General features: G+C 39.5%; 13 protein-coding genes. 2 read left to right on the top strand and 11 right to left on the bottom strand.

Going from position 1 to position 15,779, the window contains the following annotated elements; genetic code table 11:
- Positions 1 to 76: 76 nt before the first annotated feature.
- The 6 genes from GGR22_RS15720 to GGR22_RS15695 all read right to left on the bottom strand — a co-directional run bounded on the left by GGR22_RS15720 (position 77) and on the right by GGR22_RS15695 (position 7,112).
- Complete coding sequence (locus GGR22_RS15720; protein ID WP_121377045.1) at positions 77 to 445, bottom strand: response regulator transcription factor; 369 nt, start codon at positions 443 to 445, stop codon at positions 77 to 79.
- A gap of 10 nt (positions 446 to 455) precedes the next feature.
- A complete protein-coding gene (locus GGR22_RS15715) occupies positions 456 to 3,152 on the bottom strand; it encodes an ATP-binding protein (RefSeq protein ID WP_182494435.1) in 2,697 nt (898 codons plus the stop codon).
- A gap of 259 nt (positions 3,153 to 3,411) precedes the next feature.
- Positions 3,412 to 3,636 carry a DUF6814 family protein gene (locus GGR22_RS15710; protein ID WP_182494434.1) on the bottom strand — a complete coding sequence of 75 codons (225 nt, stop codon included), beginning with the start codon at positions 3,634 to 3,636 and terminating at the stop codon, positions 3,412 to 3,414.
- A gap of 12 nt (positions 3,637 to 3,648) precedes the next feature.
- Positions 3,649 to 5,187, bottom strand: coding sequence for an MFS transporter (locus GGR22_RS15705; protein WP_182494433.1), 1,539 nt, complete (start codon positions 5,185 to 5,187; stop codon positions 3,649 to 3,651).
- 20 nt (positions 5,188 to 5,207) lie between these two features.
- Positions 5,208 to 6,587 (bottom strand): porin, encoded by a 1,380-nt coding sequence (locus GGR22_RS15700; RefSeq protein WP_182494432.1) that lies wholly within the window; start codon positions 6,585 to 6,587, stop codon positions 5,208 to 5,210.
- Between the two features lie 105 nt (positions 6,588 to 6,692).
- Entirely contained in the window at positions 6,693 to 7,112 is a 420-nt protein-coding gene (locus GGR22_RS15695; RefSeq protein WP_121377051.1) for an IS1/IS1595 family N-terminal zinc-binding domain-containing protein, read from the bottom strand.
- 256 nt (positions 7,113 to 7,368) lie between these two features.
- Between GGR22_RS15695 and GGR22_RS15690 the strand changes: the two genes are divergently transcribed.
- A complete protein-coding gene (locus tag GGR22_RS15690; RefSeq protein WP_182494431.1) occupies positions 7,369 to 8,631 on the top strand; it encodes a chloride channel protein in 1,263 nt (420 codons plus the stop codon).
- The gene (locus GGR22_RS15685; protein ID WP_182494430.1) at positions 8,631 to 9,218 is read left to right on the top strand and encodes an HPP family protein; all 588 of its coding nucleotides are present in this window, start codon (positions 8,631 to 8,633) and stop codon (positions 9,216 to 9,218) included. The genes GGR22_RS15690 and GGR22_RS15685 overlap by 1 nt, the downstream gene beginning before the upstream one ends.
- A gap of 14 nt (positions 9,219 to 9,232) precedes the next feature.
- Here the strand turns inward: GGR22_RS15685 and GGR22_RS15680 are convergent, their stop codons facing one another.
- From GGR22_RS15680 to GGR22_RS15660, 5 genes are all read right to left on the bottom strand, one after another.
- Positions 9,233 to 9,667 (bottom strand): DUF2147 domain-containing protein, encoded by a 435-nt coding sequence (locus GGR22_RS15680; protein WP_182494429.1) that lies wholly within the window; start codon positions 9,665 to 9,667, stop codon positions 9,233 to 9,235.
- A complete protein-coding gene (locus GGR22_RS15675; RefSeq protein WP_121377054.1) occupies positions 9,664 to 10,566 on the bottom strand; it encodes an outer membrane beta-barrel protein in 903 nt (300 codons plus the stop codon). Before GGR22_RS15675 ends, GGR22_RS15680 begins: the two co-directional genes overlap by 4 nt.
- Before the next feature lie 344 nt (positions 10,567 to 10,910).
- A complete protein-coding gene (locus tag GGR22_RS15670; RefSeq protein WP_182494428.1) occupies positions 10,911 to 12,920 on the bottom strand; it encodes a glycoside hydrolase family 97 protein in 2,010 nt (669 codons plus the stop codon).
- A gap of 27 nt (positions 12,921 to 12,947) precedes the next feature.
- The gene (locus tag GGR22_RS15665; protein WP_182494427.1) at positions 12,948 to 14,189 is read right to left on the bottom strand and encodes a glycoside hydrolase family 71/99-like protein; all 1,242 of its coding nucleotides are present in this window, start codon (positions 14,187 to 14,189) and stop codon (positions 12,948 to 12,950) included.
- Between the two features lie 72 nt (positions 14,190 to 14,261).
- Positions 14,262 to 15,764, bottom strand: coding sequence for a RagB/SusD family nutrient uptake outer membrane protein (locus tag GGR22_RS15660; RefSeq protein ID WP_182494426.1), 1,503 nt, complete (start codon positions 15,762 to 15,764; stop codon positions 14,262 to 14,264).
- Positions 15,765 to 15,779: the final 15 nt, after the last annotated feature.

The following is a 15,779-nucleotide window of genomic DNA, read 5'->3' as shown; positions in this document are numbered from 1 at the left end:
TGTATTGAATAAATGTAAATATACTAAACATTGTCCTAACTGTATATGTATTTATGCAAAATAGATATACATAATTTTACTCTTTTTCAAGGAGCAAATTGACCTGCTCTACTAATTTTTTGACAGAAAAAGGCTTGGTCATATAGAGATCGGCGCCAAGCGAAAGGCCTTTTTCAATATCCTTTTCTTTGTTTTTGGCAGAAAGGAAAATGACTTTGGTGTCTTTTAATTTTTCTTCTTTTTTAATCTGTTCTAAAGTGTTGTAGCCGTCAACATTCGGCATCATGATATCAAGGATGATAATATTGGGCTGGGCTGTCTGCAGGATGTCGAGAGCTTCTTGTCCGTCTCGGGCTATGAATACTTCAAAATTATTTTTCTTAAACGTATATTCTAGCGACATGACAATATTAGGCTCGTCATCTACAATCAATATTTTTTTCATGGCAATGGTTTTATTCTTTCGTGTATTTTGGAATCGTAAACAGTATTTTGGCTCCTGAATCTAATGCATTTTCAGCCCAAATCTTTCCTTGATGGTGTTCAATTATTTTTTTACAAATCGCTAATCCTAAGCCACTTCCGATAGGTTTCTTAATGTTTTGGTTTTGCGACTGATAGAACTTATCAAAGATGGCTTCGAAATCATTTTTGTCAATTCCTTTACCGTTGTCTGCTACAGCAACCTCAATATACTTTTCGTTTTCCTTGATAAAGATAGTAATTATTCCGTCTTGGTTCGGACAGAATTTGATGGCATTTGAAAGCAAATTATGAAGTACTTGTATAATCCGATCCTCGTCATAATACGCCTTGACAATATTTTTCTCCGAAACAATATCTACTTTGATATTCTTGTTCTCTATAAGCTGGTTCAGCTGCTTTACCGTTTCAGAAATAGTATGGTAGATATTATTACGGGTGACGTAGATTTTCTGTTTTCCTGAATCAAATTTCTCCAAATCTAATATTTTGGAAATCAGCCTATTTAATCTGTCCGATTCCGAAATGATATTTTGAAGAAATTGCTTTCTCATTTCTTGCGGAATCTCATCATCATCATGGAGAATCTCTGTCGCAGCACGGATTGCCGTTATCGGCGTTCGTAATTCGTGCGAAATCGTATCCAAGAATTCGTCTTTTTGCTTGTCTTTTATTACCAAGTTTTCGTTGGCCATCTTTAACTGTGCGGTAATCGCTTTTAATTCACGTGATGTTTCGGTAAGTTTCTTGTTAATGATAATGTTTTCCTTCGATTCTTCTAAAATTTTTAGAACTTCGGGCAACGTAATTTTTTCTTCCTTGACCACGCTCGCAATCAATATTTTGGCAGAAGCCGTTCCGATATGTCCTGTCAATAGGTTTTCTGCAAACTTGATAAGCCTGGCATCTGCAAGTTCTTGATTTTTGTCGATGTTATACTTAAGGCTAAAAAGATTCAAAGCTCTCTTAGTACGTTCTTCACCCAAAAAACGCTTTAATACTTTTTGAATATCGCTGATGTAAGCCGTTCCTTTCCAGATAAATGCATTCTCATGCATTGTAATATATTTGTCAATGTCCACGAACATTTCGGCATAATTGCGTTCCCTATAATTACCTTTAAAACTTACAGAAACTGCCAAATAAGTCAAGCAGTTAAACAGTATGCTCCAGAACAAAGCTTGTGGCACTGGGTCTAGATAATCAATTCCGAATAATTGGAAAGGCTTTAATAACTCGATTCCGAAAAGACCATTGGTAATAAAACTGTTATCAAAATTGGTAATTCCGATGGCATACGGAACTAATAGTGTGTAACCGCAGATAAAAAAACCAGCAATCATTCCAGCAATTGCTCCGTTTCTTGATCCTCTTCTCCACAAAATAGCGCCAAAAAATGCAGGTGCTAGCTGCGCAATGATTACAAAAGAAACCATTCCTATAGAAAACAGATTGTATTCCAACACAAAAATCCTATAAATAAAATAAGAAAGAATAATCAGCAGAAAAATACCGACTTTTCGAATCTGCACGATTTTTTTGGTATTTGTTTCTTGGGAACCGCTTTGCAATCGTCCTAAAAATCCATAGGGAATTAAAAGATTGTTACTGAGCATCGTAGATAATCCTATGGAAGAAACTACGATCATGGAAATAGCAGCTGAAAATCCTCCAAGAAATACCAATATGGTTACGACTTGGTTATTAAAAAACTGCGGAATCAATAACGAATAAGTATCTGGATTGACTGTTTTACCTTCAAAAAGAATATTGCCACCCCATGCCACAGGATAGACAAAAATATTGAACAGCAGCAAATACAGCGGGAAAAGCCATACGGCTGTTTTGATATGATTTTCACGATTATTTTCGACGACTGACATCTGAAACTGTCTCGGCAACAAGAAAATAGCAAAAAGCGAAAGCACACAAAGAAAAAACCAATTAATGGCTTGCGGAATCCCTCCTATGGTATTTTTTTCTTTAAAATTTTCCAAAACACTAGCTTGAGCATAAATATCATCAAAACCATCAAACACGAAAAAAGTGACATAAATTCCCAGGAGAATAAAGAAGAAAAGTTTTAAGATAGATTCCATCGCAACAGCGGTCACGATACCTTTCCTTTTTTCAGAGGCATCCACATAGCGCGTCCCATAATAAGAAGCAAACAAAGCCAATGCTATAGCTACATAAGTAGTCGTATCGCTAAAAATATTTGACTGCGAAGAAGTCTTGCTTACGATATGAAAGGTCTCTGCAATGGCTTTTAATTGCAAAGCGATATAAGGCAGGATTCCAAAAATACTGATCAATGTTACCAATGCGCCTAAAAAACGGCTGTTTCCGTAGCGTAACGAAATAAAATCGGCAATGCTTGAAATCTTATTGACTTTTGAAATGCGGATGATTTTCCGAAGAATAATAATCCAAGCGGGAATGATAATTATCGGCCCTACATAAATTGGAAGGTAATTTAATCCGGATGTAGCAGCAACTCCAATACTTCCGTAATACGTCCAAGCACTGCAATACACAGCGAGCGATAACGTGTAAACATACGGATTGTTGGTCCATTTTGTATTGCCTTTTTTCTCTGCCCAATGTGCAATCAAAAAGAGCAAGCCCAGATAGACCGAAAGAATTAGTAAAAGTCCGAAGCTACTCATAATATCTTTTGATTACGAGAAGAGAAATTAAAATCGAAAAAAGCCACAGAGAAAAAAAATAAATATAAATCAGAGGAATCCCTCCTATCGATGTTGCGCTGTTAAACAACAGCATCAATGGCATGTTGAAGCCTAGCAACAGGATTAGCGAAACAATGATTAATTTTTGTTCGTGTCGTTTTTTCATATACGGCTATTCTGATAAAAAGTGATAGCCCTTGAGAAATCCCAAGAGCTATCGTCTTATTAAAAACTATTATTATTTTCTTTCGTCATATTCGCCAGTAAGGGCATAATACCCAAAAGTTCCCAGTCCCAATACAATCAATGGAGTCAGTACAAAAAGGATAATGATCCCGAATACCAAGTCTTCCTGTTTGCCAGAAACGAATTTAGGGTAGCCAAACTCAAAAATACAAAAATAAGCTGCGGCTGCGGCCAAGGCCAGCCATATTATTCCGAGAAATCTTTTTAATGCGTTCATATTTTTAGTTTTTTATTCGTTTTCGATATTGTTTTTTCTTTTCAAGTAGACCATTCCGATACAGAAACTGATAGCAGCGATTACAATCGGATACCATAATCCTTCGAGATAAAATTGAGGATCGCCATTTTCTTTAGCGTTGGTAACAAAGTAAGTCGATATGGCGGGAAGCAGTCCTCCAAAAATTCCGTTACCGATATGATAGGGCAGCGACATCGACGTATATCGAATCTTCACAGGGAACATTTCTACCAAGAAAGCGGCAATCGGGCCATATACCATCGTCACAAAAATGACTTGTATAAAAATAAGGAAAATAAGCGTCCATTTGTCGGTATCATTAATGTTTACCGTGGTTTTTGTATCTGATTTCACAGCTCCCTTATCATCAAGAACAGGTTGTCCATCATGAAGATGGATCGTTTTCACCTGAGTCCATTTGGTTCCGTCTGCAAATTCTTTGGTAGCGGTATAAATCGAATCCAATTGCTGATGGCTATTTTCTTTAGTTATAGCTACCAGCTTTGCTTTGTCGACAATTTCTGTCTTTAAGCTTACATCTGTCGTTTCATACATCATTTTGTAAATCGGTCTGTAAAGCAGTATGGCACAGAGCATTCCCAACATCATGATGGCTTTTCGTCCTACTTTATCACTCAGCCAACCAAAGAACAAGAAGAAAGGCGTTCCGAATAATAAAGCCAGCCCCAGTAAACCATCGGCTTGCGAAGAATCAACAAACATTACCGTTTTCAAGAAACTCATGGCATAAAATTGTCCGGTATACCATACGACACCTTGCCCCATTGCAGCACCAAATAAGGCCAGCAAGACAAATTTCAGGTTGTATTTATTTCCAAAACTTTCTTTCAACGGATTGGTACTTGTTTTTCCTTCGGCTTTCGCTTTGGCAAAAACAGGCGACTCGTCCATTTTCTTTCTGATAATATAAGAAACAAATACCATCAAGATAGATACCCAGAAAGGCACTCTCCAGCCCCATTCGTCAAATTGCTCCGGAGTCAATACGCTTCTTGTCAAAAGAATAACCATCAAGGAAATAAACAATCCGAAAGTTGCTGTAGTTTGAATCCAAGATGTCCAGTAGCCACGCTGACCCAGCGGTGAATGTTCCGCCACATAAGTTGCCGCGCCCCCATATTCACCACCAAGCGCCAAGCCTTGCAACAGACGCAGTACCAATACTAAAAGCGGTGCCATAAAGCCGATACTTTCATAACTAGGAACGCAACCAATCAAGAAGGTCGCACCTCCCATAAGCAAAAGCGTGACCATGAAAGTATATTTACGGCCGATCAAATCGCCCAATCGTCCAAAGAATAAAGCTCCAAAGGGACGCACCACGAAACCTGCAGCAAAAGTGGCTAATGTGGATAGAAAAGCAGCAGTAGGGTTGTCTGCGGGGAAGAATTTGGTAGAAATAACCACGGCTAGACTTCCAAAAATGTAGAAATCATACCATTCGATCAAGGTTCCCAGCGAGGAGGCTGTGATCACTTTCCAAATTCCTTTTGTAGATGTTGTACTCATATAAAAATAGTTTTTAGTTTTTATAAATAGATTTGCAATTGAACGATGAATTCGCCTTTCTGCCCGTCGATAGTATCAGGCGAAGTATAAACAGGTCGTGTAGAATATTGTGTGGTTACTTTTGCATGGTGTCCGTCAATAAAGAAATTTGCTCCGATATCAAACTGACTGCTAGCTTTGTCTAAAGCTTCGAAATTTTTATAGGTATACGCTCCAAAAGGCTGGATTCTTACTTTTGGCTTTTCTTGCGCAGTCGGTAATAAAAAACCTGCTTGCGTATACCAGATATTTCCAGTTCCCATCATCGCTTGGAGATTTCCGGCACCGGCAAGCGCTCTGTCTCCAGTAAAATCTGGATCGGCAGAACCTACGTTCATAATACCTAAATTTCTGAGGTAATTTGGGCCGAAATCATAATTATAGAATACGCTATAAGCTGTCAACGCCATTTTGTTTTCTGGCTTCCCGATTGGCATGTCAACGAATACATCAGCAGAAAGCAACGTAATATCGTGCTTATCAATATTTCCTGCTACAGAAGTCTGCGTAGCATCTGGAGCGTTGTAAAATCCTGCTCCTAAATTGAACACTTTTTTAGTTCCTAAATACGACCCTACTTTATACGGCAAAACATTCGACTCTGTATCTAGGAATTGATATTCAAAATAACCTGCTTTAGACCATTTGGTATTTCCGTTGTTATCTACGGCAACCGCTAAATCAGAAGATGCTACGTCTACGGGAGCAATATTGGTTGCATATGGTTTATTGTAGCTTACGCGGTACTCGAATTTGCCATATTTTCCTTTTGCGAAAAGTCCCATCTGACGGGCAAACTGATCCGAGTTTTCAATAAGCGGCCAGCTAAAAATAGGCGAATCGATAGTCAGAAAATTTAAAGTTGAAGCCATTGTTAAACGTGAAAGTCCCATGTAATAATGCAATCCACCTCCAAGCGAAAGACTAAATTTTTTGTCAGCTTCTGGCAGTACTATCGCATATTCATTCCATGCGTCATGAAAAAATAATCCTGGCTTTTTGCCTTGTCCGTATCCTCCGGTTCCTGTAGTACCAGCTGCTCCTCCGTTGGTAAAAGTCTGGTTATTGATTCCGAAATGGGTTACGATCATATAGCGTTTTGAAAGTTGGGCTTGAAGTAGGATTCGAAGCCTGCGGTTTCCAATATCGGTACTGGTAGTTGCTTCTTCCCCATTAATCATTGTTCCGGGGTTCATTTCTGAAGAACGAAACCAGATTTGGTTCCACGCCAATACTCTGAGGTATTTTGAGCCTTCCTCATTCAGGTTGAATTTGAGACCGCTACCATAATCGGGAGCGCCTTGCGAATAACCATTAAGGGAGGCCGATAAAACTACTGCAATCAAAAAAAATCGTTTCATAATCTAGTTAGTTTATTGTGTTAATACTTCGCTTATTGGAGTACCAAATTCAATAATTGAAACGATGAAAAAAATATAGATATATATAATTGTAAAATGGTATAGCTAATCCTTGAAACGTTCCCATTTTATGAGCATAAACTTATCCCCTAGTTCGGTAATAATCATTCCTGCACCTGACAATTGCTCTTTGTTTTTAAGAAACTCAACTAATTCTAAATGACTGTATATCTTATAAGTAGGATGGTAATCTGCATGAGATGGCTTTTTGACTTTAAACTCCTTGATCCAATTGCTGACGGTTACATGCGACACGCCTAGAATTCTTTCAATTTCCCTAAAACTTAGTCCTTCAAGATAGAGCTGAAGTGCCTTGGTAACATAGTAGTTATCTATCTTTTTGCCAATCTTGTTGACTGTAAAATAATAATTACATTTTTTACATAAATACCGCTGTCTGTCTTTGATGACACCACTTTTTACGATTTCATTCCGTTGGCATTTTGGGCAGGCTAAAATCTCCATGTATATAAATTTTGCATAAATATACTATTTTAGCAAATATCAATAAAAGAATATGATTAAAAAATTAAAATATTTTTACACACTATATAATTTTATTCTGAATTTATTGATGATTCGTAAGCTTTTGCTCTCTTTCTGCATATCGAAGTCTTTTGTTCCAGAAAAACAAAAAACTTTAGGGCTTCAAAGGTTTTAAGAATTTAATAAGAAACAAACGAATATTGATGACTATCTTTGCATAAATCACATTCCAGAAATGCAAATTCGCAAAAAAGTAATTGGATTAAAATGGCTGAAGCTTGCCCTTGCCGCATCCTTAGTAGGATTTCTTGCTTCTCTTCTTGCCATTTCATTGAAATACGTTACAGAACATTATGAAGAAATTTTCTTCGGAAGGACAGAAAAAAACAGCTTTCTGCTTTTGATACTTCCTTTTATAGGACTTTCTGTTATCTATTTTTTAAGGTTGTATCTATTCAAGAACAAAGAAAACAAAGGCATTAAGGAAGTTTTTGAAAGCACAAAGCCAGGCAAAAGCCTTCCTGCTTATAAAATTCCTTCCCATTTTATCAATGGTTTGATTACCGTGGCTTTTGGCGGTTCTACAGGTATTGAAGTTTCTACAGTCGTGGCTTCTGCCGCTGTAGGCTCAATTGCCCATTCCAAAGAAAGTTTTTTAAAGAAATACAAAACCGAATTAATTTGTGCTGGAGTAGCTGCTGGGGTGGCTGCCTTGTTTGCAAGTCCGATTGCCGGGCTTTTGTTTGCATATGAAGTCATCTCAAAAAAATTATCCAAGTCTTTTTTATTTGCAGTTGCTATAGCCGTGGGCATTGCAGGATTGTTTTTATTCTTTTTAGACGAAAAACCGCTGTTTGCCGTAGGTCTTGAGCAATGGCATTACCATGCTATTCCTTATTTTATTTTGCTCGGAATTGTAGCAGGACTGAATTCGGTCTATCTTACGAAATGTGTACTCAAGATAAAATCCTTGTTTTTAAAAATACAAACGCCGTATTACAGAGTTGTCCTTGGCGCAGTAATTGTCGGAATTGGATTATTTGCTTTCCCTCAATTATTTGGTGATGGCTATCATGCTGTAAAAGAAAATATTATAACATCCAATACGGCTATTCCCGCAGTTTCGGTGCTTCTGACATTGGCAGCATGTATACTGTTGAAACCTGTAATGACTTCTGTTACCTTGTCTTCTGGTGGCGATGGCGGCGTTTTTGCTCCTAGCATCTTTATTGGAGCCTTGCTCGGATTGTTATTTGCTTTTGTATCCAATCGTTTTTTTGATGCAGGTGTTATTCCGTTGAATTTTATGGTAATCGGAATGGCAGCCATGCTCAGTGCTAGCATTAGTGCTCCGTTTACCGCATTATTTTTAGTGTGCGGACTCGTAGGAAGCTATGTCTTATTCTGGCCCATCTTGGTCGTGTCTTTAGTGTCTAGATATGTAGCTCAAAAGCTTTTTCCTTATACCGTATACACTTACGTCCAAAAAACCGTCTGATGCCGATTCGAAAAATAAAACGCACTTATCGCAAGACAAGATATGTCCTATACAAAGAAACTCTTGTTGATTTTAGGGAACATTTTTGGGCCTTCATAGGCTCGTTTGTCGGAATGGGACTGATCGCCTATCTACAATATGGCAAAATGAACGAGTCGGATTTTGTGTTCTTGATCGGTTCTTTCGGAGCTTCGTGCGTTTTAGTTTATGGAGTCATTCAGAGTCCATTGGCGCAGCCCCGAAACTTAATCGGCGGACATGTGGTTTCTGCGCTAATTGGAGTCTCAGTACAAAAAATGGTTCCTGATATTTTGTGGATTGCTGCCCCTCTGGCTGTCTCACTTTCGATAGTGTTCATGCAGATTACCAAAACATTGCATCCTCCAGGAGGCGCTACGGCGTTAATTGCTGTTACAGGCGGTGCGCAGATTAAAGAGTTGGGATATATTTATGTCATTTCTCCTGTACTTAGCGGTGCTCTTATTCTTTTAATTGTTGCACTGATTTTCAACAACCTGACGCCAAAAAGAAAATATCCTGCCGTTCCAATCCTTAGAAAGCGAAAAAGAAAAAAGCTCCCAAATTAGAGAGCTTTTTAGTGTTATATATCAATGCGAGTCCAATATTGCGTCCTTCCTAGTAGCGAAACGCCTATATACCCTCGAACTTTTAGTTTGTTTGCGCTTTCAAGCGTAATGTGGCATTTGTATTCTTTTCCGTTTTTAGGATCGAGGATTGTGCCATCTTCCCAAGTATCGCCGTCTTTGGTAAGGCCTTCAATGATTACCAGCCCTTTTATAGGCTTGTCTTTTTTGGCTCCTTTACACTTTTCACAGATTTTGTCTTCTTTGCCTTTTTCAAGGATTTCTAAAACCCTACCATAAATCTTGTCATTTTTCTCATAAATTTCGACAATAGACTTGGCCGCTCCGGTTTCATCATCAAACGTTTTCCATTTTCCGATAACTGTTTGGGATTGTCCAGATTGTATTCCCGCGAATAGCAGAAAAATACCATATACTAGCAACTTTTTCATTTTCCAAAACTATAACGGATTCCTACATTGATACCCACACCGCTAGCATTTACGTATTGTGTCGGAATTCTTCGTGGTGAATTAGGATCTGGAGGTCCTTGTGTAAAAGTATCCGAAAAAATAAATTTCTTTTCGTTCACAGGCAGATCAGCTAGCTGTTGGCCCGGAACCAATACGGCATTTCCGTCTGTAACTGCTGTGGTTTCATATTTGGTTATTTCGGCTGACTTGCTTTTGATGCTTAAATTTTTAAATTCAAGCTCTCCAAAAACCTGAAGTTTTGGTCCAATTGGATACGTGACACCTACCGCACCCACAAAGCCAACACTAAACTTAGATTCTACTTCCGATTCTGCATTAATATGTATATCGGTGCCGGCTCCGCCTCCATCGGTCTGGTTGGCCGTTGTTTCGATGTGTAATTTTCCTGCTGCCGGAATGATAAGTCCTATTCTAGCATAAGGATTCAGCTTGCTAAAAGCCGGTGTAAGATAGATGGCTGGAACAATATCGAGTCCTCTCAAATAGGCAATTTCTTCTGATTGTAGCTGTGGACTGGTAAATTTTCCGATAGTCTTGTCATATCCAGAAAAGTAATTAAATCCAACCTCGGCTCCTACATAGGGATTGAACATATAACCTGCCGTGATGTTTGCCTTGAAACCGCCGCCAAGCGTACCGCTCAATGATTTTATTCTGGCACTTCCATCCGGATTTATAGTAATATCCGTAGATTGCTGAATCATTGTCAGTCCATTTGGATCAGCATTATTAAACTCAGTCTTTCCTGATTCGGTAACATAACCCACGCCGCCGCGTATATAAAACTCTTGGGCATGGCTTTTCGCGCCTGTAAGCGCCATAAAAAGTGTACAAATTAGTAAGCTTACCTTTTTCATGATATAGATTTTAAATTAAAAGGAATTAGTTCTGCTCCTGTTAAGTATTGGACAGGATGCATATTAAAGTTAGGCATTTTGAGCTAGAACAGTTCCTATTTTAGCCATACCTTAACAATTGGGACTAATCCTACAATCATGATTGGTCGTGATAAGCACTTATTTCTCCAAAGATTTAAAATACTCTATGGCCTCTATTATCACATTATCAATAGGCTGATAGTGGATTCTTCTTACGCGTGTAACTGATTTTCGATTGGTGAAAATTAGCCAAAAAATAACGGAGCCCTTGAGCTCCGCTAATCACAATATACAAAATCTATGAAAATACTTTTTTAGAGGAACTATGGAATAGGCGTGAATTTTATAGCTGTTCCACCACCAGTAGCCAGATTTATATCCAATATCGTAGTGCTGTTTACCGTTTTGGAAGACATACTAACAGGATAAGGATTGGTCTTATAATCAGCTCCGTCTCCATCAGCATATACTTCTGCCTTATAGGACTTTCCGGAATCTAGGAAAGACAAAGACACTTTCAGCTTTCGGGCTTCTTGGTTGGTAATAGAACCTAAATACCAGTTCTGTCCATTCCAATCTTTACGGACAATCGTAGTATATTCTCCTATTTTTGAATCAAGTACTTTGGTATCCGACCATATGCATGGAACTTCTTTTATGAATTTAAATTCAGGCTTGCCGACATAATTTTCCGGCAAGTCGGAAGCCATCTGCAACGGGCTAAAAAGAACCACATACAACGCCAATTGATGCGCCAGCGTAGTCAGCACTTTTGCACCAGCCGCTGTTTTATAGTCAAAGTCGAAGTTGCCTGGCGTATAATCCATCGGACCAGAAAGCATTCGGGTAAAAGGCAACGTAACTGTATGCGCAGGCGTATTGCCTCCGTCTGCAGACCAGGCATTGTATTCTTGCCCCCTTCCTCCTTCTTGAGTCATAAAATTTGGATAGGTACGCTGTAATCCTGTCCCTTTTACAGGCTCGTGGTTGTCGATCATGATATGGTATTTGGCCGCAGTCTCGATTACTCTTCTGTAATGGCGGACGCCGTATTGGCTGTCGTGCCATTCCTTTTTATCCAAATATTTGTTTACGTAACCCGTCTTTACGGTATTGACACCCATCTTATTATACAATTTAAAAGCATCGTCCAATTGGCTTTCGTAATGCTTGGCAGCTCCAGCTGTTTCATGATGGCCAATGAGACGGACGTTCTTCATCGCGGCATATTTGCTTATTTCGTCAAGGTCAAAATCAGGATACGGTTTTACGAAACTGAAAGCAGTTCCGTCGGCAGTCCAATCGCCATCCCAGCCTTGGTTCCAGCCTTCTACTAAAACTCCATCAAGACCATTGTCTGCGGCAAAATCGAGGTATTCTTTGGTATTTTTTGTAGTAGCTCCATGCTTGTCGCCTTGCCCCCACGTATATTTTTCTAAGTGCATGCCCCACCAGATGCCTATGTATTTTGAAGGGGCTATCCATGAAATGTCTTTAATCTTAGAAGGTTCGTTCAAATTGAGCATCAATGTTGAAGTCACCAAATCACCAGGAGTCTTTCCTACGATTACGGTTCTCCAAGGCGTATTAAAAGGAGCTTGCGCATATACTTTTACGCCGTCTGCCCAAGGCACCAGTTCGCTTTTATACTGATTGTTTGGCAATTTTAGCAAGGTCATCGAGGCAAAATCTGTCAGGTTGGCTTCGTGTATTGCTACAAAAAGATTATTCTTGGTTTCAAAAGTAGCTGGCGTATTGATGGTATCGGTTTGGCTCATCGGAGTTTTTTTATAAAAGCTTTCATAATAGCTGTTATCAGAATGCACCGGAATTGACCAGACATCATTATCAAAAGGAAATGTGAACTGCGTAATCTCGTTGGAAATCTTCACTTTGTCCAGATTTGGCTGTTTCGGGAAAGAATATCGAAAGCCTAAGCCGTCGTCAAAAACCCTAAAAATGATATCGACCAGCCGTCCTTCACCGTCTTTCAGGTGGATGATGAGCTCATTATGATGATCTCTAATTTTTTTAAATTCTCCCCAAGGCTGTTCCCAAACAGTATCAGCTGTATTGATTTCTGTGGCTACAACTTCAAAGCCTTCGGTCATTTTCCGGATGCCTTCAAATTCAAATCCTAATAAAGAAGGCTCGATTACTGACTTTCCATTAGAAGAAAATCGGTATTGTGGCTGTCCGGATTGGGTCAGATTAAAAATGAGCTCGTTATTTTGTCCTGGAGATTTTACGATATAGGTCTTTTTAGCACTGCAGGATATAAGCAAGATAGAAGCCAGGGCTATCAGACAGAAACGGTATAGATTATTTTTCATTATTGAATTTTGCATTAATTTAGGTGCTTATTGAATTTCATTGAGTACCGCAGCGGCTTTATCAGGTTGCATGGAGACGAAATAATTAAAAGCAAGATCGAGCTTGCGCTGGATGGTAGTATTATTTCTGTAGGTTTTTCTTAACGTATGGAGCCTGCTGATGGCACTGAAATAGTTTCCTGAATACTGGACTCCTGCAAATGTTTTTATCTTTTCGATATACGAATAACCGAATTCTACTGTCGGCTCAATCATGGTTCCTTCTCCGAAATCATTCCATGTAATGAGCTGCAAGTAATCTACTCCAGCATTTTGAGCCATCGAAAGCGTTTCGTCAAGCGTTGCTCCATTGTTGTGATTGATGGTCCAGCCAATAGTTGTCGACGTACCTCCTTCTTCATAAAAATCATTAAAACCTGGATAGGCGCTTCCAAAAGCAACTCCTAGATTTGGAAGGTTGGAAGCATAAAAGCTGCTTAGCGAATTATTGTTTTGATACACCCAAGCAAATTCGCCAGAAGCGTTTGTACCTGCTTCGCCAGACTCGTTCCACAAAGTCAAAAAAGTAGGTTTTGGATTGAGTCCGCTAAAAGTACTTGTCCAGGCTGCAGGAGTAGTCAGCGTTATAGGACCAAAATTCAGCAACAGCGGACGGTTATTGATTTTTATGTAATTGGCATCGCCAAAATAATGGGTCTGCATATAGTTCATGTCTGTTTTGGCTGCGCCAGTTACTGTCGGAGCAAGTCCGGCATTTACAATATCGTTTAAGAAACGGTCTTCGTAAACGATGGCATATTCGAGACCTACTTCATCGAGCATGTCGATAAGCTGTTCGGCGTTTTCCTTAAGTATTCTGTAATCGTTAAGGTTATACGTGCCATACCAATCGATTAATATCCCATCAATTCCGGCATATTTCATCAACAGCAGATGGTTTTCGATGACCTCTTTGTCGCCAGAATGATACGGACCGATTAGCGGATAATAATGAGACGCAATTTCCCTTCTTCCGTTGGAATCAACAGTATTCGGATTTTTGTTTGCCATGGTCCAATGATAGCCCCATTGGTTATTGGGACTGCTTTCATTAGTTTCAAACCAAGGCATATAATGCATGTAGATTTTGGTATCGTTTGTCTTGGCCACCGTCACAGGAGCCAAGGGCTCTGAATCTGGAGGATTCGAACTGGAGTCGTCTTTGCTGCAGCTCGACGCAAGAGTTACACTGAGAATGCTGATACATAAGGGCAATAGATATTTTTTCATCGTAATTCGATTAATTATTAAAATGACAGCCTTCTATGACTAACTCAACACAGAAGACTGCCATTTGCCAACCTAATATCCAGGATTTTGGACTAAGTTTGAATTGGTAGCCAGCACCGTTGTCGGTATTGGATATATCGCTCTTGACGCTGGCGTAGCGCCTTTCTGCCACCATGGCTGGAAAAAAGTACCGAAACGAATATTGTCGGTTCTTCTTCTGCCTTCAAACGTAAACTCACGAAGCAATTCTTTATCGATAAAAGCAAGGTCGATAGTAGCTGGCATTTCTGTTCCGGCACGCGAAGTTATTTGCTGTACAAACGGAGCCGCAAGATCAGGCGAGCCTAATCGTACATAACATTCAGCCTGCATCATCAAGATTTCTGAATAGCGCATGAGTACCCAGTCGTGATCGCGTTCCCACTTTTCGCCTGCTTTTATTTCGTATTTGCCCAGCCTTACGCCTTCGTTTTGTTTTGCGTCTGTAAAATTCACGATGTCTTCTGTGTAAGTCAACGGCTGTCCGCTGTCCATGATGATGACTGAGCCTGTTGCCAGATTGATCTGGTCGCCCTCTATCATGCATTTTTTTCTTTTATCCGTATCTTGGAAACTAGAATACAATCCTGGCTGTCCGCAGATTCCGTTGGCGCTCCATGGATAATCTCCAGTAGCCGAAACCGTGAATCGGTGTAAGTAATGGCAGCTCATAGACGAAAGATAGTTTCCTACAGTTCCTGCGTTCGAATCATACGGAATCGAAAGAATGATTTCACTCGATGTCTGGTTCGTGGTAGCAAAATTGGCAAAGAAGTCTGTCGTTAGCGAATAGCCAGTAATGTTTTGGCACATATTGATACAATCTTGCCAACGGGCAGTTCCAACAAAAGCTTCTGAATTCAGGTAAAGTCTCGCCAATAGGCCATAAACTACATTTTTAGTAAACTTTGAATAGACCACATTCGGACGTAAATGCGGCAATGCATCTAACCATTCAGATTCCACAAAATCATACACTTCTTGTCTGGATGAATTCGATGGCAAAGACTGTTCTTCAAAATTGGTCACGATTGGCACATTTCCGAACATGTCTAAAAGCAAATAATAATAGTAGGCTCTGATAGACTTTAATTCTGCATAAATCGGCACTTTGGCCTCTGCGCTCAAGCCTGATTTATCAATCTGGTAGATGATCGCATTGATTTTTGCAATTCCCGAATAGCAGTAGCGCCATGCGGACAATATCATACCATTGCTAGCATCCCATGTATGCGTCTGTACTTGTTGGTATCTTCCGCCATCGTACCAATCGGTACCTCTAGTCGGGATAGTAGCCTCGTCTGAAGCCACCTCGTTCAAAAAGAATACATATTCGCAGGTCGGGAAAGAATTAGAAATTCCGTCGCTGAAGCCTCTCAAAGAAGAATAAGCCCCGCCTACAAGCGCTTCGATCTCGTTAGGAGTCGTTCCAAAATCATCATCCTCGACCCTATCGTATAGGTCTTCGCTCAAATCTGTACATGAAAAAGTAAAGAGAAGGCTCAGGAGTAATGCAGCTTTTATTTTGATTTTCATTTTAATTTATTTTAA

The sequence above is a fragment of the Flavobacterium gossypii genome (assembly GCF_014138495.1).
Lineage (GTDB): Bacteria > Bacteroidota > Bacteroidia > Flavobacteriales > Flavobacteriaceae > Flavobacterium > Flavobacterium endophyticum.
This window is presented reverse-complemented; position numbering and strand designations above follow the sequence as displayed.

Coding starts and splice junctions, on each gene's coding strand:
- GGR22_RS15720 (WP_121377045.1), bottom strand. CDS start 445: ATGAAAAAAATATTGATTGTAGATGACGAGCCTAATATTGTCATGTCG.
- GGR22_RS15715 (WP_182494435.1), bottom strand. CDS start 3,152: ATGAGTAGCTTCGGACTTTTACTAATTCTTTCGGTCTATCTGGGCTTG.
- GGR22_RS15710 (WP_182494434.1), bottom strand. CDS start 3,636: ATGAACGCATTAAAAAGATTTCTCGGAATAATATGGCTGGCCTTGGCC.
- GGR22_RS15705 (WP_182494433.1), bottom strand. CDS start 5,187: ATGAGTACAACATCTACAAAAGGAATTTGGAAAGTGATCACAGCCTCC.
- GGR22_RS15700 (WP_182494432.1), bottom strand. CDS start 6,587: ATGAAACGATTTTTTTTGATTGCAGTAGTTTTATCGGCCTCCCTTAAT.
- GGR22_RS15695 (WP_121377051.1), bottom strand. CDS start 7,112: ATGGAGATTTTAGCCTGCCCAAAATGCCAACGGAATGAAATCGTAAAA.
- GGR22_RS15690 (WP_182494431.1), top strand. CDS start 7,369: ATGCAAATTCGCAAAAAAGTAATTGGATTAAAATGGCTGAAGCTTGCC.
- GGR22_RS15685 (WP_182494430.1), top strand. CDS start 8,631: ATGCCGATTCGAAAAATAAAACGCACTTATCGCAAGACAAGATATGTC.
- GGR22_RS15680 (WP_182494429.1), bottom strand. CDS start 9,667: ATGAAAAAGTTGCTAGTATATGGTATTTTTCTGCTATTCGCGGGAATA.
- GGR22_RS15675 (WP_121377054.1), bottom strand. CDS start 10,566: ATGAAAAAGGTAAGCTTACTAATTTGTACACTTTTTATGGCGCTTACA.
- GGR22_RS15670 (WP_182494428.1), bottom strand. CDS start 12,920: ATGAAAAATAATCTATACCGTTTCTGTCTGATAGCCCTGGCTTCTATC.
- GGR22_RS15665 (WP_182494427.1), bottom strand. CDS start 14,189: ATGAAAAAATATCTATTGCCCTTATGTATCAGCATTCTCAGTGTAACT.
- GGR22_RS15660 (WP_182494426.1), bottom strand. CDS start 15,764: ATGAAAATCAAAATAAAAGCTGCATTACTCCTGAGCCTTCTCTTTACT.